Below are 17,825 nucleotides of genomic sequence, written 5' to 3' on the forward strand. Positions count from 1 at the left end.
CGGTGGGCTGGGGGTGGCACGGGACGCTAGTGCCCGCCGCGCCGTCGCCGGGGAGGACCCTCACCATCGGACAAACATCGGCGCGGCCCCGCAGAAGGCTGCTACCTTGCCCGCGTCCCGGAAGCGGACCCGAGTCCCCCGCCGCACGGCGAAGGGGCCCGGTCCGTGCTGCGGACCGGGCCCCTGGGGCGGTGGAGGGACGAAGAGGAGCGGAGCGGGAGGTCAGGAGGCGGCGGGCGCGCCGTCCCCGGGCTCCTCCAGCCCTTCCAGGCTGTCCATGAACGAGCTGACGGAGAACACCGCGCGCCCCGGACCGGCCGGCCCGTACCCGGGCGGGGAGCTCAGGCCGAACTCCTCCAGCGTCGCCCGGTAGGTCTCCAGCAGCCGGATGTGGTACTCCAGCGGGGCGCCGAGCGGGTTGGCCTTGCCCAGCGGGGTCGTCGGCTCCGGGCACCAGGTGGTGAAGCGCGGCACGACGCCGTGCGACATGAAGAAGCGCAGGCCCTCGGCGGTCGAGTCGATGGCCTCGCCCACCTTGGTGAACCCGAAGGGCTCGGCCATCTCGATGCCCGCCACGAAGTTGGGGATCACGTGGCGCGGGCCGAACACCTCGGTGGAGTCCAGGATCCTGCGGTGCCACTCGTCACGGCCCACGTACCGCTCCTTGCCCGGGCAGTGGAGCTGGAACAGCCGGCGGTCCCACACCTCGAAGTTGGGGTGGTAGATCCGGATGCCGTGGTCGTGGAAGCGCTGGACCGCGTCGCGCGGCAGGGCCTGGGCGACGACCTTGCCGATCCAGCGGCCGGGGAAGCGCTCCTCGATGGCCTGTGCGTAGTGGCCGTAGAAGTCGGCCTCGTCCCGGCCGCCGACCTGCGAGGTGATGGAGCCGCCGGTGAGGGTGTAGGCGCGCGAGGTCCCGGCCGTGTCGTACCGGTCGATGATCTCCAGGGCCTCCAGCACCTCTTCCACCGGCTTCACCCCGGTGTACGGGCGGCCCGCCGCCTTGTGCTGGCGCCAGTTGTGGTTGATGTCGCAGAACTGGCACTCCTCCTTGGCGCCGAAGTACTGGCACACCCGGAAGACGGTCAGGTAGATCAGGTAGCCCCACTGGATGGTCGGCGCGACCTCCATCACCGACTTGCCGTTCGAGAGCTTGTGCCGGTAGTACTCCGGCATCGGCGGCAGCCCCACGTCGGAGATCCGCGCCCCGTCCAGGTACAGGCCCAGCGTGCCGTCCTCGCCGCCGCGCACCACGTACGGGGAGTCCGGGTTGACCCGTACCGACACCACGGTGCGGCGCAGCCCGTACGGGCCGCCGGTGAGCACGATCTCCTCCGGCGGGCGGTTGAGCGCGGCGGCGCCCAGCTCCGGCAGGGTGCGGTGGTCGAAGGAGAAGATGAAGTAGGACTTCGGCTTGACGTCCCCGCCGCCCGGCCCGTCGGCGCCGCCGCCGCTGAGCGCGGACTCGTGGAAGGCCATGCCGCCCCGCAGCAGGTCCTCCTTGATCACGGCCTCCCGGGGCACGTGGGGGAAGCGCTCCATCAGGTCCTCGACCAGCGCGGTACGGGTCTGGCTTGCCATGCGAACTCCTCGGACAGACGGATGCCCGGGGGCTGCGCACTCCGGGCACATCCAGGGGACCCACGGTATCCGCTCGTTTGAACAGGTTCAGCCCGGGGTGGCGGTGATCGTGGTCCGGTAGCGGCCCGGCGTGGTGCCGAACTCCCGCACGAAGGCGTGGGACAGGGCGTACGGACTGCCGTAGCCGACCCGGGCCGCGATGGCGGCCAGCGAGTCCGGAGTGTCGCGCAGGCGGGTGGCGGCCAGCGTCAGCCGCCACCAGGTCAGGTACGCCATCGGGGGACGGCCCACCAGCGGGGTGAACCGGCGCACCAGGGTCGGCCGGGAGACGCCCGCCTCGGCGGCCAGGCGGTCGGCGCTCCAGGGGGCGGCCGGATCGGCGTGGATCGCCTGGAGGGCGGCGGCCGTCACCGGGTCGCCGAGGGCGGCCGACCAGGACCCCGGCGCCGCCCCGGCCACCGAGGCGCGGACCATGTACACCAGGAGCAGGTCCAGCAGGCTCGGCAGGGCGATCGAGGAGCCCGGCTGCCGTTCGTCCACCTCCACGCCCAACAGGGTGATGGCCGACTGGAGTTCGGTGTGTGCGCCAGCCGACAGGCGCACCACGCCGGGCAGTTCCGCCAGCAGCGGGTGCACCCGGCTGCGGTCGAGCCGATACTTGCCGCACAGCATCTCCACCGCCGCGCCGCCCGGCTGCGGGGAGCGGGCGCCCCGCGCCTCGCGGTACCGCTCCAGCGGCAGGGCCCGCGCCGCGGCCGCCGCGTCGACGGGGGAGTCGGCGAGCACGTGGCCCGCCCCGTGCGGCAGCAGTACCGCGTCCCCCGCGGCCAGGGGCACCGGCTCGCCGCCGTCGGCCAGCAGCCAGCAGCTGCCCGTCAGGACGACGTGGAAGCCCGCCCCCTCGTACGGGTCCAGCCGTACGCGCCACGTACCGCCGACCCGCACCCGGTCCGAGGAGGGCCGCCCCAGGCGGACGGCGGAGATCGCGTCGCTCACCACGTCCATGCGCGCAGGGTACCGCCGACGCCGGACGCCCGTGAGCGGGACGCGTATCCGCTTGAGCAGAACGCGCATTGGGCGGCTCACTCCCGCTTCCTAGGGTGGTGTACATGACCAACGAGAACACGCAGACCCTCCTCCTGGGGGACGTCGAGATCACCCGCGTCGTCGAGGCGCGGGCCCCCTTCGCGGCCGCCCGGGACCTCGTCCCGGACTCCGGCACCGACGTGTGGAAGGAGAACGGGGACTGGCTGGCACCGGACCACTGGCAGCCCGACGCCGACCTGGCCGTGCTCGCCCTGCAGACCTGGGTGCTGCGCAGCGGCGGCCGCACCGTCCTGGTGGACACCGGGGTGGGCAACGGGCGCGAGCGCCCCGGCTCGCCCCTCTTCCACCGGCGGCAGGGCACCTTCATGGCGGACCTCGAGGCGGCCGGGGTCCGTCCCGAGGAGGTGGACGTCGTCGTCAACACCCACCTGCACGCCGACCACGTCGGCTGGAACACCCTGGACGCCGGCGGGGAGTGGGTCCCGGCCTTTCCCAACGCCCAGTACCTCATTCCGGCTGCCGACGACGCGTACTTCGGGCCGCGCGGCGGATACGGCGGGGGCGTGCGGGAGGTCGACCGGCTGGTCTACGAGGACAGCGTCGCCCCCGTGCACCGGACGGGGCAGGCAATCCTCTGGGAGGGCTCCCACCGCATCGACGGCCACCTCACCCTGGAGGCGGCCCCCGGCCACACCCCCGGCTCGTCGGTGCTGCGCCTGGCCTCCGGAACCGACCGGGCGGTCTTCGTCGGGGACATGCTGCACAGCCCGGTGCAGGTCCTGCGGCCCTCCTGCAACAGCTGCTTCTGCATGGACGCCGCCCAGGCGGCGGACACCCGCCGCCGGACCCTGGCGCGGGCGGCGGAGCTCGGGGAGCTGGTGGTTCCCGCCCACTTCGGGGGGACGGGTGCTTTTGAAGTCCGCGAGGAAAAAGGCCGGTTCGTTATCGGGGCGTGGGCGTCCGGCATCTGACCACCCTGGCCCATTGGTTCAACTCTGTTCCGAATATGCCTGTTTCTGATGTGGCTATGCTCAAGTCCTGTGTGATCAAAACCCCCTGTCGATCACTCAGGACCCCGTGGGGTGGCCGACCATCTCCCCACGCCAGAGCAGGACCGGAGAACAGATGGACAGCAACCTCGTCATGCACACCCCCGCCGGAAGACACCGGGCATTCGACGAGACCCAAATCCCGCTTTACTACAGCCGCAAGACGGCAGACATCCTGCACAAATACGGGCCCGGGCCCCGGGTCCACTTCCACATGGGTATCTTCGACCCGGGTGCGGCGCCGAACACCACGGTCCCGCAGCGGGTCCTCAAGAGCCGCATCGTGGAATCCCAGGAGGCGATAGTCGACCACGCCGCCCGGACCTGGGGTGCCTATGCCAGCCCGCCCGCCAGCCTCCTCGACATCGGCTGCGGAGTGGGGGGCGGGTCCCTCTACTGGGCGCAGCAGCACGGTTCGCAGGTCACCGGACTCACCGTGACCCCCGAACACGTGCCGATCATCGCGGAGTTCGCCCGTCAGGGCGGGGTGGCCGACCGGGTCGCCCCGCTCCTCGCGGACGTCCACGACTTCGTCCCGAGCCGCGAGTACGACGCCGCCTACGCCAACGAGAGCTCCGGCTACATGGACCGCGAGCGGCTCTTCCAGGTCGTGGCCCGAGCGCTGAAGCCGGGCGGCTGGTTCGGCATCCAGGAGCACTTCATCTGCCGGCCCGAGTGGACCGACTTCATCGACGGCTACTACAAGACCCGCCTCGGCACGCTCACCGAGTACATCACCGCCGCCGCGGCCGCCGGCTTCGAGCTGGAGCAGTGCGAGGACGTGACCGACCGGGTCGCCGAGTTCTGGGTCCAGTCGATGGCCTGGAACACCGCCGAACTGGACCGGATCGAAGCCGCCGGCCGGCCCTCCGCCTGGACGCGGGAGCGGCTCCTGGAGTCCACGATCACCCACGGCAAGCTCTTCCGGATCTGGCGCGACCACGCGATGGAGACCCGGCTGCTGCTGTTCCGTCTGGGCGGGGGGAACTGACCGTGGCACCCGTCCACGCCGAGCTGGACCGGCCCTCCCGGATCGGCTGGGAACTCCCACCGTTCTACTGCCCCTTCGAGCGGGAGCTGATCCACCCGAAGACGGCCGCGATCGAGGAGCGCTGCGTCGAGTGGATCGACGCCTTCGGCGTCTACCCCGACGCCACCGAGCGCGCCTGGGGCCTGGCCACGCGCTCGGCCGAACTCGCGGGCCGCACGATCCCGTCCGGCGACGTCGAGGCGATGGTCCTGTACGCCGAATGGCTCTACTGGGCGTTCGCGGCCGACGACTGGCACGACTCGGGTTCCGCCACGGCCGGCGCCACGGCGGTGGCGGAACAGGGTGCCCGGCTGGCCCGCACCGTCGAGGCGCCCGGCTCGGGCCTGCTGCCGCCGGGACCGCACACCGCGGCCCTGGAGGACCTTGCGGCCCGTACCCGTGCCCTCCTCAGGCCGGGCCAGCTGCGCCGCTTCACCCACGGCATCCGCGAATGGATGTCCGGCGCGACCTGGCAGACGGCCAACGCCGAACGCGGCGTCATGCCGTCCCTGGAGGAGTTCACCGCCGCACGGATCTGCAGCAGCGGCACCCGGTTCCTGCTCTCCTGGTGTGACGTGGCGAACGGGATCGACGTACCGGCCGACGTGATGTACTCCGCCCCCGTCCAGGCGCTGACCGAGGCCGCGGGGTTCGTCGTCAGCTGCGACAACGACGTCTTCTCGTACAACAAGGAAGACCACCACGTGCCGTGGGAGCAGAACGTGGTCAACGTGCTGGCCCAGCAGCACGGCTGTACCCCCGCCGAGGCGCTGCCCGCGGCGTTCGCCCTGCGGGACCGGACGATGAGCCTCTTCGTCGGGCTGCGCGAACGGCTGGCCGGGCACGCCGACGAGGAGCTCGGGCGCTACCTCGTCTCCGTGGAGCACTGGATCGCGGGCAACATCGCCTACCAGAGCCGGGCACCCCGCTACGCCAGCCCGCGCAACCGCAACGCCCTGCCCGTGGACGGCGCCGCGTACGACATCACGTACGCGGACGCGCCCTGTGACCCCAGCGCCGAGCCGCTGCCCTTCCCCGCTCTCGCGTGGTGGTGGCAGCAGCTCGACGGCTGACGGGCCGGACCCTCAGGCCCGGCGGCCGAGCAGGCGCTGCCACCAGGCCGGCCGGGCCTCGGGCCCGGCCGCGCCGGCCGGCCGCGTCTGAACGGCCGGCCGGCTGAGCGGCAGGGCCGTGGACCCCGTCACGGTCGCGCCCCGCGGCGTGAACCGTACGGGCAGGGCCGTCACGTGGCGGAGCATGAGGGAGGACGTCCACTCCAGCTCCTCCTCGGGGACCGCCAGCTCCAGGTCGGGGAGCCGCGACAGCAGCGTGTCGATGCCGGTGTCGGCGATCGCCCGGCCGATGTCCTGGCCGGGGCACTCGTGGGGCCCGCTGCTGAACGCCAGGTGGGAACGGTTGCCGTGGATGGCCTGTGCGGCGTCGGGGCGCACCTCCGGGTCACGGTTCCCCGCGCCCGGGCTGATCAGCAGCATGTCACCGGCCTTGATCCGGGCCCCGGCCAGCTCGGTGTCACCGGTGGCCCAGCGGCCGATGACCGTGTTGAGCGGCGGCTCGTCCCAGAGGACCTGCTCCAGGGCGTCGGGCAGGGTCATGTGGCCGCCCGAGAGGTTCGCCCGGAAGCGCTGGTCCGTGAACACCAGGCGCAGGGTGCTCGTGATCAGGTTGGCGGTGGTCTCGAACCCCGCGATCAGTACGAGCCTGAGGTGCTCCAGGGTCTCGTCGTCACTGAGTCCCGAGTGGTGCTCCAACAGCCAGCTGGTGAAGTCGCGGCCGGGCTGCCGGCGCTTGCGGGCCACGAGTTCCCGCAGCGTCTCCGTCATGAAGTCGTTGCTGGCGAGGGCCGTCTCGGTACCGCGGAGCACGTCGCGGGCGGCCTCGACCAGGCGCGGGCCGTAGGACTCCGGGGCGCCGACGAGCTGCGTCATCACCAGCATGGGCAGCGGCTCCGCGAAGTCCGCGACGAGGTCCCCCGTCCCGGACTCGACGAAGGCGTCGATCAGCTGGTCGGCGAAGCGCTTGACGTAACGCCGGATGCCGCGCCGGTCGAACCGCTCCACCGAGTCGGTGATGGCGCCGCGCAGCCGCTCGTGGTCGGCGCCGTCCACCATGTGGCACACCGGCTGCCAGGCGGTCATCGGGGAGAGCGGGTGGTCCGGGGGAACATTGCCCTCCTGCCGCTCCCGCCACCGTCGCGGGTCCCGGGAGAACCGGGACGGCGTGCGCGCCACGTCCAGGTTCTCCCGGTGCCCCAGCACCAGCCAGGCCGGCAGGTCGCCGTGGACCAGGACCGGGGCCACGGCCCCGTGCTCGGCGCGCAGCTTCTCGTACAGGGCCATCGGGTCGGCCTCCGCCTCCGGCCCGTAGAGCCGGTGCGCGGGGCAGCCCGGCGGCGGGGCGGAAGGGGGCTGGGGGGTGCTCACGAGGCCTCCGGGGTCACGGCGAGGGAGTGCAGGTAGTGCATCAGCGTCATCAGGACGTCGCGGCTGGAGTCGCGCCGGCGGGCGTCGCAGGCGACGAGGGGGACGGACGGCGGCAGGTCGAGGGCGCTCCGCAGCTCGTCGAGGGGGTACACGGGCGCATCGGGGAAGCTGTTCACGGCGACGACGAACGGCACCCCGCGCTCCTCCAGCCGGCCGATCACGTCGAAGCTGACCTCCAGCCGGCGGGTGTCGACGAGGACCACCGCACCCAGGGCGCCCTCGAACAGGCCGTTCCAGAGGAACCAGAACCGCTGCTGGCCCGGGGTCCCGAACAGGTACAGCACCAGCTCCTCGTTGATGCTGATCCGGCCGAAGTCCATGGCCACGGTGGTCGAGCTCTTGCGTTCGATCCCCGCCGTGTCGTCGACCCCGACCCCGGCCTGGGTCATGGTCTCCTCGGTGGTCAGTGGCCGGATCTCGCTCACGGCGCCGACCAGGGTCGTCTTGCCGACCCCGAAGCCGCCCACGATCACCACCTTGACCGCGGCCGCCGCCGTCGCCGGCAGGATGTCCTCGCGCCGCGGCCCCGCGGGGTGCTCAGAGCTTTCGAAGTCCATCGATCACTGCCTCAATCAATGCCAGGTCGGGGAGTCGGGCGGGGGCCACGGGCGCGCGCGAGATCACGTGCTTCGCGGTGAGGAGATCGGCCAGGAGCACGGTGACCACGCTCACCGGCAGGCCGAGGTAGGCCGAGATCTCGGCCACCGAGAGCGGCGACTGGCACAACCGCACGATGGCCGAGTGTTCCGGCTGCATGCCGGGCCGGGGCCCCGCCGTGGCGACGATCAGCGTCACCAGGTCGAGGCCGGTGGGGCCCAGCGGTTCGGTGCGGCCGCCCGTGATGACGTAGAGACGTTCCGGGCTGCCGTCTTCCCAGCTCTTGCCGGGGTCGCTCACGCGGTCAGCCTGGCGTCGCTGCGCGGCGGGCTGCTGAGGTGCTCTCCGATCCGCGCCACGAGGTCCCGCATCCGCTGGCCCATCAGCCCGGCGTCGACGCCCTCGTCGGCCAGCACCGCGAGGTACGCCCCGGCGCCGGCGGCCATCAGGTAGAAGAACCCGCCGTCCATCTCGATGACGACCAGCCGCATCCGCCCGCTGCCGTGCGGGAGTTCGGAGGCGACCGCGCCGGCCAGGCTCTGCAGTCCGGCGCAGGCGGCGGCCAGCCGGTCGGCGGTGTCGGTCTCCGCCCCGTGCTGGGCCATCCGCAGGCCGTCGGCCGACAGCACGATCACGTGCCGGGTCTGCGGGACGCTCTCGGCCAGGTCCTTGAGCATCCAGTCCATGTTGCTCTGCTGCTGACTCACGGCTGTTCCCCCTTGCTCGCCGAGGCCGGCGAGGTGTGCGTGTGCTGGTCGTCCGCCGAGTGGCTCTCGGCGGGCCGGGTGTCCCCGGAGAGGCCGCTCTGGAAGGCGGCGAGCCACATCCCGGGCTGGGCCTCGGCCCGCTCCGGTGCCGCGGCGGCGGTGCTCGTCCGCTCCGCGGCGGCCGGTGCGGCCGCAGCGGAGACCCGGCTCCTGCGCCGGCGCTGCGGCAGGCCGTTCGGGGTCCGCTCGGTCACGACGGGCCCCTCGTCGTCCGCCGGGGGCGCCTGCGGCCCCGTGATCCGGCGCTGCTGCTCCAGCGGGGCGGACCCGCCGGCCTTCGCCGGGAGGGCCGCGCGCGGGCCGGAGGACGTACCGATGCCGTGCGCGACGCCGGTCGCCGTCGAGACGGTGGTGATCAGGTCCTGCGGGACGACGAGGACGGCGCGCACGCCGCCGTACGCCGAGGAGCGCAGCGAGACCCGGAAGCCGTACGCCTGCGCCAGCCGGCCGACCACGGCCAGGCCCAGTCGCGGGGTCTCGCCCAGGTCGGTGAGGTCGATGCCCTCCTGTGCCTGGCGCAGCATCCGCTCGGCCCGCTTGCGGGCCTCCTCGCTCATGCTCAGGCCGCCGTCCTCGATCTCGATGGCGATGCCCGAGTTCACCTCGACCGCGGTCAGGTGGACCCGGGTCTGCGGCGGGGAGTAGCGGGTGGCGTTGTCCAGCAGCTCGGCCAGTGCGTGGATGAGCGGCTCGACGGCGGGCCCGACGACGGCCACCTGGGTCACCGAGTGCAGTTCGACGCGCTGGTAGTCGATGATCCGGGACATGGCGCCGCGCAGCACGCTGTACAGCGGGACGGCCTTGCCCCACTGGCGGCCGGGCCGCGCGCCGCCGAGCACGGCGATGGAGTCGGCGAGCCGGCCGATCAGCGCGGTGCCGTGGTCGAGGCGCAGCAGGTCTCCGAAGACGGCCGGGTCCTGCCCGTGCCGGTCCTCCATCTCGCGCAGCTCCTGGGCCTGCTGGTGCACGATCGCCTGGACGCGGCGGGCGATGTTCACGAAGGCCCGCTGGGCGGAGTCGCGCAGGTCCTCCTCGGCGACCACGGCGTCGAGCACCGAGCGCAGCACCGCCTGGTGCGCCGCTCTGAACTCCTGGGTCAGGCCCGGCCGGTGGACGTCGTCGTCCTCCAGGGAGGTGAGCACGTCCTCGGGGAACTCGCCCTTGCGCAGCCGCCCCACGATGTCGGGCAGCAGCACCTCGGCCAGCCAGACGGTCTCCGCCTGCTGGACCGCCAGGGCCTCCTCGCGCGCCGCCACCACGGCCCGCATCGAGGCCACCGCCCGGCCGCGCCGGGCGGCCTCGGCGCAGGACAGCGCGACGGCCACGCAGGCCGCGGCGCCGATCCAGGCGACGGAGGCGCGGGCGGACGCGGGTACCAGTGCCGCGGCCGCCGCGGATATCGCGGCGGTCACCAGGGCGGGCAGCGCCCATGCGACGGGTGAGGCGGGCCCTGGACTGCCGGGCGATCCCTCTCGAACCATCAGAACCCTCAAACGATCGGTTGTGGAAGATCTTGGACAACAGCCCGGGATCCTAGCGGCTCCGTGCACGGGTATTGACAGGAGGTCATGATGTGGACGTGCCAATGGAGTTGGCTTGGCCGAAACTCGTCGGACGACACCGCTGCACTGCCGCCGGACCCACCGGCCGGGTGATGGTGCCGCCCACCGCGCTCCGCGCGACAATGGGGGAATGCCGTACGTAGCGGTGACCGCACTCAGCCACGCCGGTCTGGTCCGCGAGCACAACGAGGACAGCCTCGTCGTCGGACCGTGGACCCTGTGCGCCACCGTGACCGACAGCCCCCAGACCCTCGTCTTCCCGCTCGGCCGCCCCCTGGTCGTCGCCGTCGCGGACGGACTCGGCGGACACCCGGCCGGGGAGGTGGCCAGCGCTCTCGTCGCCCGCCGGCTCTCCGCCCTCGGCCCCACCCTGAACGGACCGGACCCCCTCCGTCACGCTCTGGAGGTGTGCGACTACGAGGTGAACGCGGCCGCCGAGGGCCACCCGGAGATGTTCACCATGGCCACCACCGTCGCCGGCGTCCTCGTGCTCGGCCAGTCACTGCTCGTGTTCAACGTGGGCGACAGCCGGGTCTACTCCGCCGGACCCGACGGCCTGCGCCGGGTCAGCGTCGACGACAGCCCGCTCCCGCCACCCGGACGGCGCACCACCTCCGCCGTCACCCAGACCCTCGGCGGCAGCCGCGCCTCCGGCACCCCCGTGCCCCACGTGACGTCCCTGGCGCTCGCCCCGGGCGACCGCTACCTGGTGTGCAGCGACGGACTCACCGACCCGCTGCCCGACGAGGAGATCGACGCCGTCCTGCGGGTCCACGACGACGGCCGGGCCGCCTTCGAACTGTGGAAGGCCGCCATCGAGGCCGGCGGCCCCGACAACATCACGCTCGCACTGGTCCGCGTCGGAGCGTAGGACCGGAGGGGAGCCGGGCATGCCCCTGCACGTGGGAACCTCGGGCTGGCAGTACAAGGACTGGCGCGGCCCCCTCTATCCGGACGGCCTGCCCCAGCGGCTCTGGCTGGAGGAGTACGCCCGGGGCTTCGCCACCGTGGAGAACAACAACGCCTTCTACCGGCTCCCGGAGACCGGGACCTTCGCCTCCTGGCGCGAGCGCACCCCCGAGGACTTCGTGATGGCGGTCAAGGCCAGCCGCTACCTGACCCACGTCAAACGCCTGCGCGACCCGGAGGAGCCGGTGCACCGGCTGCTGGAGCACGCCGCCGGCCTCGGCCCCCGCCTCGGCCCCGTCCTGCTCCAGCTCCCGCCGACCCTCCGGGCCGACCCCGCCGCGCTCGACGCCTGCCTCGACTGCTTCCCCGGGACCGTACGGGTGGCCGTCGAACCGCGCCACCCGTCCTGGTGGGCCCCCGAAGCCCGGCTGAGGGCCGTCCTCGAAGCCCACGGCAGCGCCCTGTGCTGGGCCGACCGGTGGTCGCGGCCGGTGACCCCGCTGTGGCGCACCGCGTCCTGGGGGTACGTACGCCTCCACGCGGGCGCCGCGAACCCGCCGCCCCGCTACGGCCGGCAGGCGCTGCACTCCTGGGCCCGGCGGATCGCCGACGGCTGGCCCGACCGGGACGACGTCTACGTGTACTTCAACAACGACCCGGGCGGCGCGGCCGTCGCCGACGCCTCCCGCTTCGCCCGGGCCGCCGCCGCGGACGGCCGCACCGTCACCCGTACCCCGCCACCCCTTAAGGACTCCGGGTAGCGCGGCACCGCTCGCGCGGGGTCAGCCGGGCCGGCTGGTCCCCGTGCGCCGGCCGGGTGGGCGCCGGAGCGCCGCCCGCTAACCCGCCGCCGACTCCTCGGCCACCCACCGCAGGTACGCCTCGGCCCCGCCCGTCACCGGCAGGGTGATCCACTCGTGCACCTCGTACGGATGCTCCCGCCCGACCCAGGCGGCGAGCTCCGGCAGCCGGCCGGCGGTCGTCTTGTACGAGATCCGCCACTCCCGGGCCGTCTCGACGCTCCCCCTCCACCGGTAGACGGAGGTGAACGGCGGGTCGACCTGCGCGCAGGCCGCCAGCCGGGCCTCCACCGCCCCCCGCGCCAGCGCCTGCGCCCGCCCCTCGTCGTCGACGGTGGTCTGCGCGATCACGATCCCGGTGCTCTCCACGGCCCCGACCCTACCCAGCCGCCGCGGCCTAGGATCGGCGCACGCCGCCGGGGCGGGTCCGAGCCAGGGTCAGGAGAACGCCGTGCTGAAGGAATTCGCCGAACTGTCCACACCGCTGATCGCCGACGCCTGCGTCCGCACCGGCGTACCGCTGCGCACCGCACCGCCCGGCATCGCCTCCGTCCCGGCCGCGGGCCGCCTCGCGGGCCGCGCCCTGCCCGTGCGGCACTACGGCAGCGTGGACGTCTTCCTCGAGGCCTTCGCCGCGGCCGAGCCGGGCGACGTCCTCGTGATCGACAACGGCGGCCGCACCGACGAGGCCTGCGTCGGCGACCTGGCCGTCCTGGAGGCACGGGCGGCGGGCATCTCGGGGCTGGTGGTGTGGGGCCTGCACCGGGACACCCCCGAACTGGCAGAGATCGGCCTCCCGGTCTTCAGCTACGGCAGCTGCCCGGCCGGCCCCGTACGGCTGGACGGGCGCGGGCCCGAAGCCCTGACCAGCGCACGTTGCGGGGAGCACCTGGTGCGGGGCGGGGACCTGGTCTTCGGCGACGAGGACGGCGTGCTGTTCGTCCCCTCCGCCCGCGCCGGGGAGGTCCTGGCGACGGCGCACCGCATCCACGACACCGAACGCGAACAGGCCCGCAGGATCCGGGCCGGTGAGACCCTGCGCGAACAGACCGCGTTCGCCGACTACCTCACCCGCCGCGCCGCCGACCCCTCCTACACCTTCCGGGCGCACCTGCGCCGCATCGGCGGGGCGATCGAGGAATGACCCGCCCCGCCCCGCCCCGCCCCGCGCCGGGTCCGCGGTCAGTCGAGGACGTCGGGGACCGGCTCGGCGCTGCTGCGCCGCAGTGCCGTCCTCGACCCGGTGGCCGGGCCGAGTGCCCAGTCCGAGAGGGCCATGGAGTCCATGTAGCGCTCCTCGTCGCCCAGCAGGACGCCGATGACGGTCTTGCCGTTGCGGGTCACGGAGAAGACCAGGCACTTGCCCGCGGCCGTGGTGGTGCCGGTCTTGACCCCGATGGCGCCGGGGTAGCCGTAGCCGGCGGGCCGCGGCTGGACCAGCAGGTTGGTGTTGGACCAGGTGGCCAGGGACGACGTGCCGCCGGTGCTGTACGCGGCGGTCTTCACGAGCGCCTGCAGCAGCGGGACGGTCATCGCGTGCCGGGTGAGCTTGGCGAGGTCGCGCGGGGTGGTGAGGTTCCTGCCGGTCGGGGAGATGCCGTCGAAGCTGTCGTAGACGGTCCCGGTCAGGCCCAGCGCCTTCGCCGTGGCGTTCATCCTCGCGATGAAGTCCGCGGTGCGCCCGGCGGTGGTCGAGCCGGCCCCGAAGGTGTCCGCGAGCGCGTACGCGGCGTCGCAGCCCGAGGGCAGCAGCATGGCGTAGAGCAGCTGACGGACCGTCGGGGTGGCCCCGGCCTTCAGCTGGGCGGAGCTCGCACCCTTGCGGTAGACGTAGTCGAGGTACTCCTGCTTGACCGTGACCCTCCGGTCGAGGTCCAGGCCGGGCTGGGACGCGACCACGAGAGCCGTCATGATCTTGGTCGTACTGGCCATCTGGCGTGGGGTGTCGGGGGCCTTGGAGGTGAGCACGGCCCCCGTGGCTCCGTCGACGAGCACCGCGCCGGCCGCGCTCAGAGCGGGCGCGGCGGCGGCACGGGCGGGGACTGCGGCGGTGAACAGGGCACCGGCGGCGAGGGCGACGGCGAGCGCGCCCTGGGCGCGCCGCATCAGACTGGCGATCATGCGACCTCACATGAGAGGGGGGAAGAAAGCCCGGAGGAGACAGGTGTTGGTCTCCCCGCCCTCGCGCCCTCCGACACCGTGCCGCGCCTCCGCCTCGTGCGCGCGCCGCAAGAGCCGGCCGACCCTGCCCTGGGAGAACTCCTGGAAGAACTGGGGAGGGCTGACCGGGCAGCGAATCGTTGTAGTCTCCGGAGACCGGGGAGCAGACACACCGGGAGCATTCGCATGCTTCGCACCATGTTCAGGTCCTACATCTGACATTCGGACGTTTCCGCAGGTCAGCGGCGCGGCGACGGGGCTTTGGTCAGTAAACGGTCAGTATCAGCCCCTTGGGTTGCTCACGCAGGCGCACCCGTCGGCGGTCGCGCATGCTGCTGGCGCAGGGGGCGTGTCGGTGCGCCGTGACGGCCTCTGTCACGTGGAGCCCGACGTCGTTGAGGCCGCGCCGGCCGTCCTCGCCAGCGACACGGGTGCAGTCATCCACCGGATGACGAGGGTGCAGAGTGGGGCGGCGGTAGCTGCGTCTCCCTCGTTCAGGCGAAGCGATCGCTATTTCGGCAGCAGTTCGATCTCAGGGTTCCTAAGCCACGGGAAGCCATGGGCGGTTTCGTGTTCGGGCCGTTCTCGCACGTCGCTGCTGACCCAAGCTCGCTCGGTCGATCCACCTCTCGCGCAGCGCGAACGGGCCACCCATGGGTGTCCGGCCACCTCACGACAGCTCACCGATAGGGACGCACGATCGCCCTGCGTCCAACTCAGCTGGCCTGCCTCCTCTTGCAGTCAGCAGCTGTCTTGCCAGTCGGCTCTGGCAACCTCTCGACCAGAGGCACATACAGAAATTTTTGGTAGGTGGTTAAGAATCCGGCCCCGCTGGACGTTAGCTCTCCGACGGACCTTTCTGTGTCTGTTGCTCGGTCTGGCTGCTGGTCACCCGGCGCAAACGGTTGAAGTCCCAGCAGCCAGGCCAACTCCTTCGGTGCACCGCTCAGGCAGGGGGACGCCTACCAGGCTTAGCCGGTAGGCGTGATCGGAATGCCCAAAATCGCTCGCATGAGTGATCCCCCACTTGACCGCCACTCTACGCATCCATTGAAATGCATCTCGTAACCAAAGGTGACTCATTGCGCCGGGTGACCGACGGTTGCGCTTCAGAGCAACAGGCACACAAATGATGAGAAAGGTTCCATTTGCGACATGTATCTACCCAAGTACCACATCGCTGGCGTCATCGCGCTGATCGCCTGCAAGACGGTGGAAGCCTTCAGTAACACCTGGGACCCGGCCGCTGAAGCGGTCGAACTTGGGGTGATCGCCGCTGCTGGCGTAAACCTGGCTCACCGGGCCATCGACTACTGCCGGCGCGTGAACCGAGCGGTGATGATCACAGAAGGCGAGGCCCGGTCCCACAGCGAGTGGCGTCGCCCGTGACGCCTACTGGCGACACGGAATGGGAGGCTGGCTGCGGTGAAGACACCGCATCAGCCTCCCAGGCGCGCTTGCAGCAGCTCTACCAAGAGATGCATCCCCGCCTGACCCGCTACGTCCAGCTCCAGTTCCCGTCGCTCGGCCAGGCCGCTGCTGAGGACGTAGTCGCCGAAGTGTTCGTCAGGGCGTTCAGCGACTGGGACCGCATCGGCTCAATGGAAGACCCTGTCCGCTACCTGCGCGTGGCAGCGCGAAATCGAGCCATCGATACCTGCCGCCGCCTCCAGCGGGCATCGCCGACAGAAGACGGTGCGATCGGCCGCCTGGCAGAGCGTGCCAATCGCCTCAACGTGACCCAGGCACTTAGCCACGACTACTCACAATCCGACCCTGGAGATGTCGCCGCAGAGCTACTGCAGCAGGGGCTCCAGGCCATGCGGCCCACACAACGACACAAGGTCGCCAGCCTCCAAGCCAGCGGTTTGACGGATGTCGAGATCTCTGCCGCTTTGGCCATTCCTCTCGCCCAGGTGCATGTTCAGCGACACCGCGCAGTACGGGAGCTAAGGCAAGCCCTGAAGAGGTACATCAGGAGCCCCTCTATCGACCCACCTGGGGAGACAACAGCCGAGGGCCACCGGAACGCTTCCAATGCCGGGCGAGAGCAACGTTCATGGTCGACGGGATGAGGACCGAGGCGCTCTCGCGGCTTCCCCAGGTAGGGCGGCTGGCGTCGGCAAGCGAGGGACGGACCGTGCCAGCATCGGCTCCAGCGGCGGGGACAAAGTCACACCGGGCCCATACCCGCACAGATTTGCCACAACGCGAACGGGTCGACTCGACTTGCACACGAAATCGAACAGATGACCTAATGTCGGTATGGCGCGACCGACCTTCCCATCCGATCTTGTACAGGCCCAGGTCCGGGTGATCCTGGCCTACGAGGCCCTCGCGCAGCAGCCTCCGGCCGCTCCTACCGCCTTGTTGCGGCGCGAGCTCGTGGAGGCCCTCCGCTGTCTTTACGGCCACCCGTTTTGGATCACGCCCGGTGCATCCCCGACAGGCATAGTGGAACTTCGCCGCCAGGCCCGCACCCGCCTGTGGGTGCCGGCCGCGTAAGGAGGCGCGCCCCGTGGCAGCCCCACGCCCGGGAACCGCGACGCCAGCCCCGCGAAACGACCACCCGGCTGACTTCGTCCCGCCCCCGGTGCAGATCCTGCTCCCCCAGGGCGAGGTCACAGGGCTGCTGTGGGAACGGCGGCAGTTGCCGGGCGGATGGTTCTACCTCGTCTCCTTCGACCTGTGGGTCTGCGACGAGGACGGCGTCATGAGTACGGCGTCCGCCCGCATGTGGGTGGACGCCCCCGGCCGCGCACGGCCTATCGAGGGCGTGGACCCGGCCGCGTACGCGGCCGTCCCCGTCTACCCCCTGCCGCTGCCGGACTCCAAAGAGCGGCAGCTGGGTCCCCGGCGGCCTCCCGGCTGGGTCGTGGAACCACTGCGTGGTCGCGGCCCCGACCATGCCGTCATCCACACAGTCGACTGCCCCGATGCCCCGACCGGCCGACCGGCTCTAACTTGGCGGCAGGCACTCGATCACGCCGAGCGGGCAGGCACACGTCTGTGCGCACTGTGTGGTGCCGCCCACGAGCTGGAGCCGCTGCTCCGTGGCTTCGACAGCATCGGCGAGGCGTAAGTCCTGGCCGGCGCGGAGGGGCGGACCGCCACCCTGATCACGCACCACCCCGGCTCCATCCCGGCCCCGGCCGCCGAGCGGATTCTCGTCCTTGGCTGCGGCAGCCGCCCGGCTGATAGGGGGTCAGGGGCAAACGTGTCGCTGATCGTCGCAACCTCTCGTGTTGCGATGTTGATACTCTGCGTGCGACCGTCAGTACAGGGGATCTTGGCAAATATCTGCGCCACGAGAGGTAAGCCGGTCACGCAAGGAGCAGAATATGGCGAACTTTGCGAACGACCCCACCATTAGCGTTGAACCGAGCGGGAGTAACTTTCTGTTCACCGTTAAATACACGGCGAACTTCACCCCGGATGACCTGGCCTTCCCGGATGGATTCGCCGAAAGCATGGCCCTCTTCGAATCCGATAAAGACGAGCCGTTCGGCGGCGATGACGACCGCCTCCTCAATATGCCAATAAGAACCTACAGGCCAACAAGCAGTACGCAAACACGAACGTTCGTCTTCGAGCTTGGGAGCAAGGTGCTCGATACGGAGCTGGGCGGCGAGGAGCTGTACGCACAGGTCCACTTTCGCCGGAACATAAGCGGGATTCCGAGCATGATCAGGAACAGCGCCGTGCTACCGCTCGCGGTCTGAGCAGTTGTCCAGGATAGCTGTACGACACCACATCAGGGCCCCAGTCTCCCAACGCTTCGGGGAAGTGGGGCCCGGGCGCGCCAGCATCGGCTCCCCGGCA

Annotated in this window: 19 protein-coding genes; 10 read left to right on the forward strand and 9 right to left on the reverse strand. The window is 71.5% G+C overall.

Going from position 1 to position 17,825, the window contains the following annotated elements; translation table 11 throughout:
- Nucleotides 1–222: 222 nt before the first annotated feature.
- Together BX286_RS30855 and BX286_RS30860 are read right to left on the reverse strand one after the other, a co-directional pair.
- Nucleotides 223–1,581: a radical SAM protein gene (locus BX286_RS30855; protein ID WP_079430764.1), complete on the reverse strand. Its 1,359-nt coding sequence runs from the start codon at nt 1,579–1,581 to the stop codon at nt 223–225.
- An 87-nt stretch (nt 1,582–1,668) separates the two neighbouring features.
- Nucleotides 1,669–2,586, reverse strand: coding sequence for an AraC family transcriptional regulator (locus BX286_RS30860; RefSeq protein WP_079432083.1), 918 nt, complete (start codon nt 2,584–2,586; stop codon nt 1,669–1,671).
- 104 nt (nt 2,587–2,690) lie between these two features.
- On the opposite strand from BX286_RS30860, the gene BX286_RS30865 reads away from it, so the two are divergent.
- From BX286_RS30865 to BX286_RS30875, 3 genes are all read left to right on the forward strand, one after another.
- Nucleotides 2,691–3,599: an MBL fold metallo-hydrolase gene (locus BX286_RS30865; protein WP_187344221.1), complete on the forward strand. Its 909-nt coding sequence runs from the start codon at nt 2,691–2,693 to the stop codon at nt 3,597–3,599.
- Nucleotides 3,600–3,753: 154 nt separating this feature from the next.
- Entirely contained in the window at nt 3,754–4,668 is a 915-nt protein-coding gene (locus BX286_RS30870) for a cyclopropane-fatty-acyl-phospholipid synthase family protein (protein WP_079430766.1), read from the forward strand.
- 2 nt (nt 4,669–4,670) lie between these two features.
- Nucleotides 4,671–5,780 (forward strand): terpene synthase family protein, encoded by a 1,110-nt coding sequence (locus BX286_RS30875; RefSeq protein ID WP_079430767.1) that lies wholly within the window; start codon nt 4,671–4,673, stop codon nt 5,778–5,780.
- 12 nt (nt 5,781–5,792) lie between these two features.
- On the opposite strand, the gene BX286_RS30880 is transcribed toward BX286_RS30875, so the two are convergent.
- The 5 genes from BX286_RS30880 to BX286_RS30900 are packed head-to-tail and all read right to left on the reverse strand — an operon-like array spanning nt 5,793 to nt 10,053.
- Complete coding sequence (locus BX286_RS30880; RefSeq protein ID WP_079430768.1) at nt 5,793–7,148, reverse strand: cytochrome P450; 1,356 nt, start codon at nt 7,146–7,148, stop codon at nt 5,793–5,795.
- The gene (locus BX286_RS30885; protein ID WP_079430769.1) at nt 7,145–7,765 is read right to left on the reverse strand and encodes an ATP/GTP-binding protein; all 621 of its coding nucleotides are present in this window, start codon (nt 7,763–7,765) and stop codon (nt 7,145–7,147) included. The genes BX286_RS30880 and BX286_RS30885 overlap by 4 nt, the downstream gene beginning before the upstream one ends.
- Nucleotides 7,746–8,105 (reverse strand): DUF742 domain-containing protein, encoded by a 360-nt coding sequence (locus tag BX286_RS30890; RefSeq protein WP_079430770.1) that lies wholly within the window; start codon nt 8,103–8,105, stop codon nt 7,746–7,748. The genes BX286_RS30885 and BX286_RS30890 overlap by 20 nt, the downstream gene beginning before the upstream one ends.
- Nucleotides 8,102–8,491, reverse strand: coding sequence for a roadblock/LC7 domain-containing protein (locus tag BX286_RS30895; RefSeq protein WP_185117225.1), 390 nt, complete (start codon nt 8,489–8,491; stop codon nt 8,102–8,104). Before BX286_RS30895 ends, BX286_RS30890 begins: the two co-directional genes overlap by 4 nt.
- Before the next feature lie 17 nt (nt 8,492–8,508).
- Nucleotides 8,509–10,053 (reverse strand): sensor histidine kinase KdpD, encoded by a 1,545-nt coding sequence (locus BX286_RS30900; protein ID WP_121016962.1) that lies wholly within the window; start codon nt 10,051–10,053, stop codon nt 8,509–8,511.
- A gap of 211 nt (nt 10,054–10,264) precedes the next feature.
- Here BX286_RS30900 and BX286_RS30905 point away from each other — a divergent pair, with 211 nt between their 5' ends.
- The gene (locus BX286_RS30905) at nt 10,265–11,005 is read left to right on the forward strand and encodes a PP2C family serine/threonine-protein phosphatase (protein WP_079430773.1); all 741 of its coding nucleotides are present in this window, start codon (nt 10,265–10,267) and stop codon (nt 11,003–11,005) included.
- Between the two features lie 19 nt (nt 11,006–11,024).
- Entirely contained in the window at nt 11,025–11,804 is a 780-nt protein-coding gene (locus BX286_RS30910) for a DUF72 domain-containing protein (RefSeq protein ID WP_079430774.1), read from the forward strand.
- Nucleotides 11,805–11,882: 78 nt separating this feature from the next.
- Here the strand turns inward: BX286_RS30910 and cutA are convergent, their stop codons facing one another.
- Nucleotides 11,883–12,212 carry a divalent-cation tolerance protein CutA gene (gene cutA, locus BX286_RS30915; protein ID WP_237293173.1) on the reverse strand — a complete coding sequence of 110 codons (330 nt, stop codon included), beginning with the start codon at nt 12,210–12,212 and terminating at the stop codon, nt 11,883–11,885.
- An 82-nt stretch (nt 12,213–12,294) separates the two neighbouring features.
- Between cutA and BX286_RS30920 the strand changes: the two genes are divergently transcribed.
- Complete coding sequence (locus BX286_RS30920) at nt 12,295–12,987, forward strand: RraA family protein (protein ID WP_079430775.1); 693 nt, start codon at nt 12,295–12,297, stop codon at nt 12,985–12,987.
- Nucleotides 12,988–13,025: 38 nt separating this feature from the next.
- Here BX286_RS30920 and BX286_RS30925 read toward each other — a convergent pair whose 3' ends face one another.
- A complete protein-coding gene (locus BX286_RS30925) occupies nt 13,026–13,964 on the reverse strand; it encodes a D-alanyl-D-alanine carboxypeptidase family protein (RefSeq protein ID WP_261993556.1) in 939 nt (312 codons plus the stop codon).
- Nucleotides 13,965–15,158: 1,194 nt separating this feature from the next.
- On the opposite strand from BX286_RS30925, the gene BX286_RS30930 reads away from it, so the two are divergent.
- The 4 genes from BX286_RS30930 (at nt 15,159) to BX286_RS30950 (ending at nt 17,725) form a co-directional block, all read left to right on the forward strand.
- Nucleotides 15,159–15,392 (forward strand): hypothetical protein, encoded by a 234-nt coding sequence (locus tag BX286_RS30930; RefSeq protein ID WP_121016963.1) that lies wholly within the window; start codon nt 15,159–15,161, stop codon nt 15,390–15,392.
- Nucleotides 15,393–15,460: 68 nt separating this feature from the next.
- The gene (locus tag BX286_RS30935; RefSeq protein ID WP_123995211.1) at nt 15,461–16,078 is read left to right on the forward strand and encodes an RNA polymerase sigma factor; all 618 of its coding nucleotides are present in this window, start codon (nt 15,461–15,463) and stop codon (nt 16,076–16,078) included.
- Between the two features lie 443 nt (nt 16,079–16,521).
- Nucleotides 16,522–17,085 carry a DUF6233 domain-containing protein gene (locus BX286_RS30945; protein ID WP_221265244.1) on the forward strand — a complete coding sequence of 188 codons (564 nt, stop codon included), beginning with the start codon at nt 16,522–16,524 and terminating at the stop codon, nt 17,083–17,085.
- Nucleotides 17,086–17,344: 259 nt separating this feature from the next.
- On the forward strand, nt 17,345–17,725 hold the full coding sequence (locus BX286_RS30950) for a hypothetical protein (protein WP_079430792.1): 381 nt from the start codon (nt 17,345–17,347) through the stop codon (nt 17,723–17,725).
- Nucleotides 17,726–17,825: the final 100 nt, after the last annotated feature.

It is taken from the genome of Streptomyces sp. 3211.6 (assembly GCF_003634815.1).
GTDB lineage: Bacteria > Actinomycetota > Actinomycetes > Streptomycetales > Streptomycetaceae > Streptomyces > Streptomyces katrae_A.

Bases quoted from the DNA above. Each gene is read 5' to 3' on its own strand.
- BX286_RS30855 (WP_079430764.1), bottom strand. From the start codon at position 1,581: ATGGCAAGCCAGACCCGTACCGCGCTGGTCGAGGACCTGATGGAGCGC.
- BX286_RS30860 (WP_079432083.1), bottom strand. From the start codon at position 2,586: ATGGACGTGGTGAGCGACGCGATCTCCGCCGTCCGCCTGGGGCGGCCC.
- BX286_RS30865 (WP_187344221.1), top strand. From the start codon at position 2,691: ATGACCAACGAGAACACGCAGACCCTCCTCCTGGGGGACGTCGAGATC.
- BX286_RS30870 (WP_079430766.1), top strand. From the start codon at position 3,754: ATGGACAGCAACCTCGTCATGCACACCCCCGCCGGAAGACACCGGGCA.
- BX286_RS30885 (WP_079430769.1), bottom strand. From the start codon at position 7,765: ATGGACTTCGAAAGCTCTGAGCACCCCGCGGGGCCGCGGCGCGAGGAC.
- BX286_RS30895 (WP_185117225.1), bottom strand. From the start codon at position 8,491: ATGGACTGGATGCTCAAGGACCTGGCCGAGAGCGTCCCGCAGACCCGG.
- BX286_RS30900 (WP_121016962.1), bottom strand. From the start codon at position 10,053: ATGGTTCGAGAGGGATCGCCCGGCAGTCCAGGGCCCGCCTCACCCGTC.
- BX286_RS30905 (WP_079430773.1), top strand. From the start codon at position 10,265: ATGCCGTACGTAGCGGTGACCGCACTCAGCCACGCCGGTCTGGTCCGC.
- BX286_RS30910 (WP_079430774.1), top strand. From the start codon at position 11,025: ATGCCCCTGCACGTGGGAACCTCGGGCTGGCAGTACAAGGACTGGCGC.
- BX286_RS30925 (WP_261993556.1), bottom strand. From the start codon at position 13,964: ATGATCGCCAGTCTGATGCGGCGCGCCCAGGGCGCGCTCGCCGTCGCC.
- BX286_RS30930 (WP_121016963.1), top strand. From the start codon at position 15,159: ATGTATCTACCCAAGTACCACATCGCTGGCGTCATCGCGCTGATCGCC.
- BX286_RS30950 (WP_079430792.1), top strand. From the start codon at position 17,345: ATGGCGAACTTTGCGAACGACCCCACCATTAGCGTTGAACCGAGCGGG.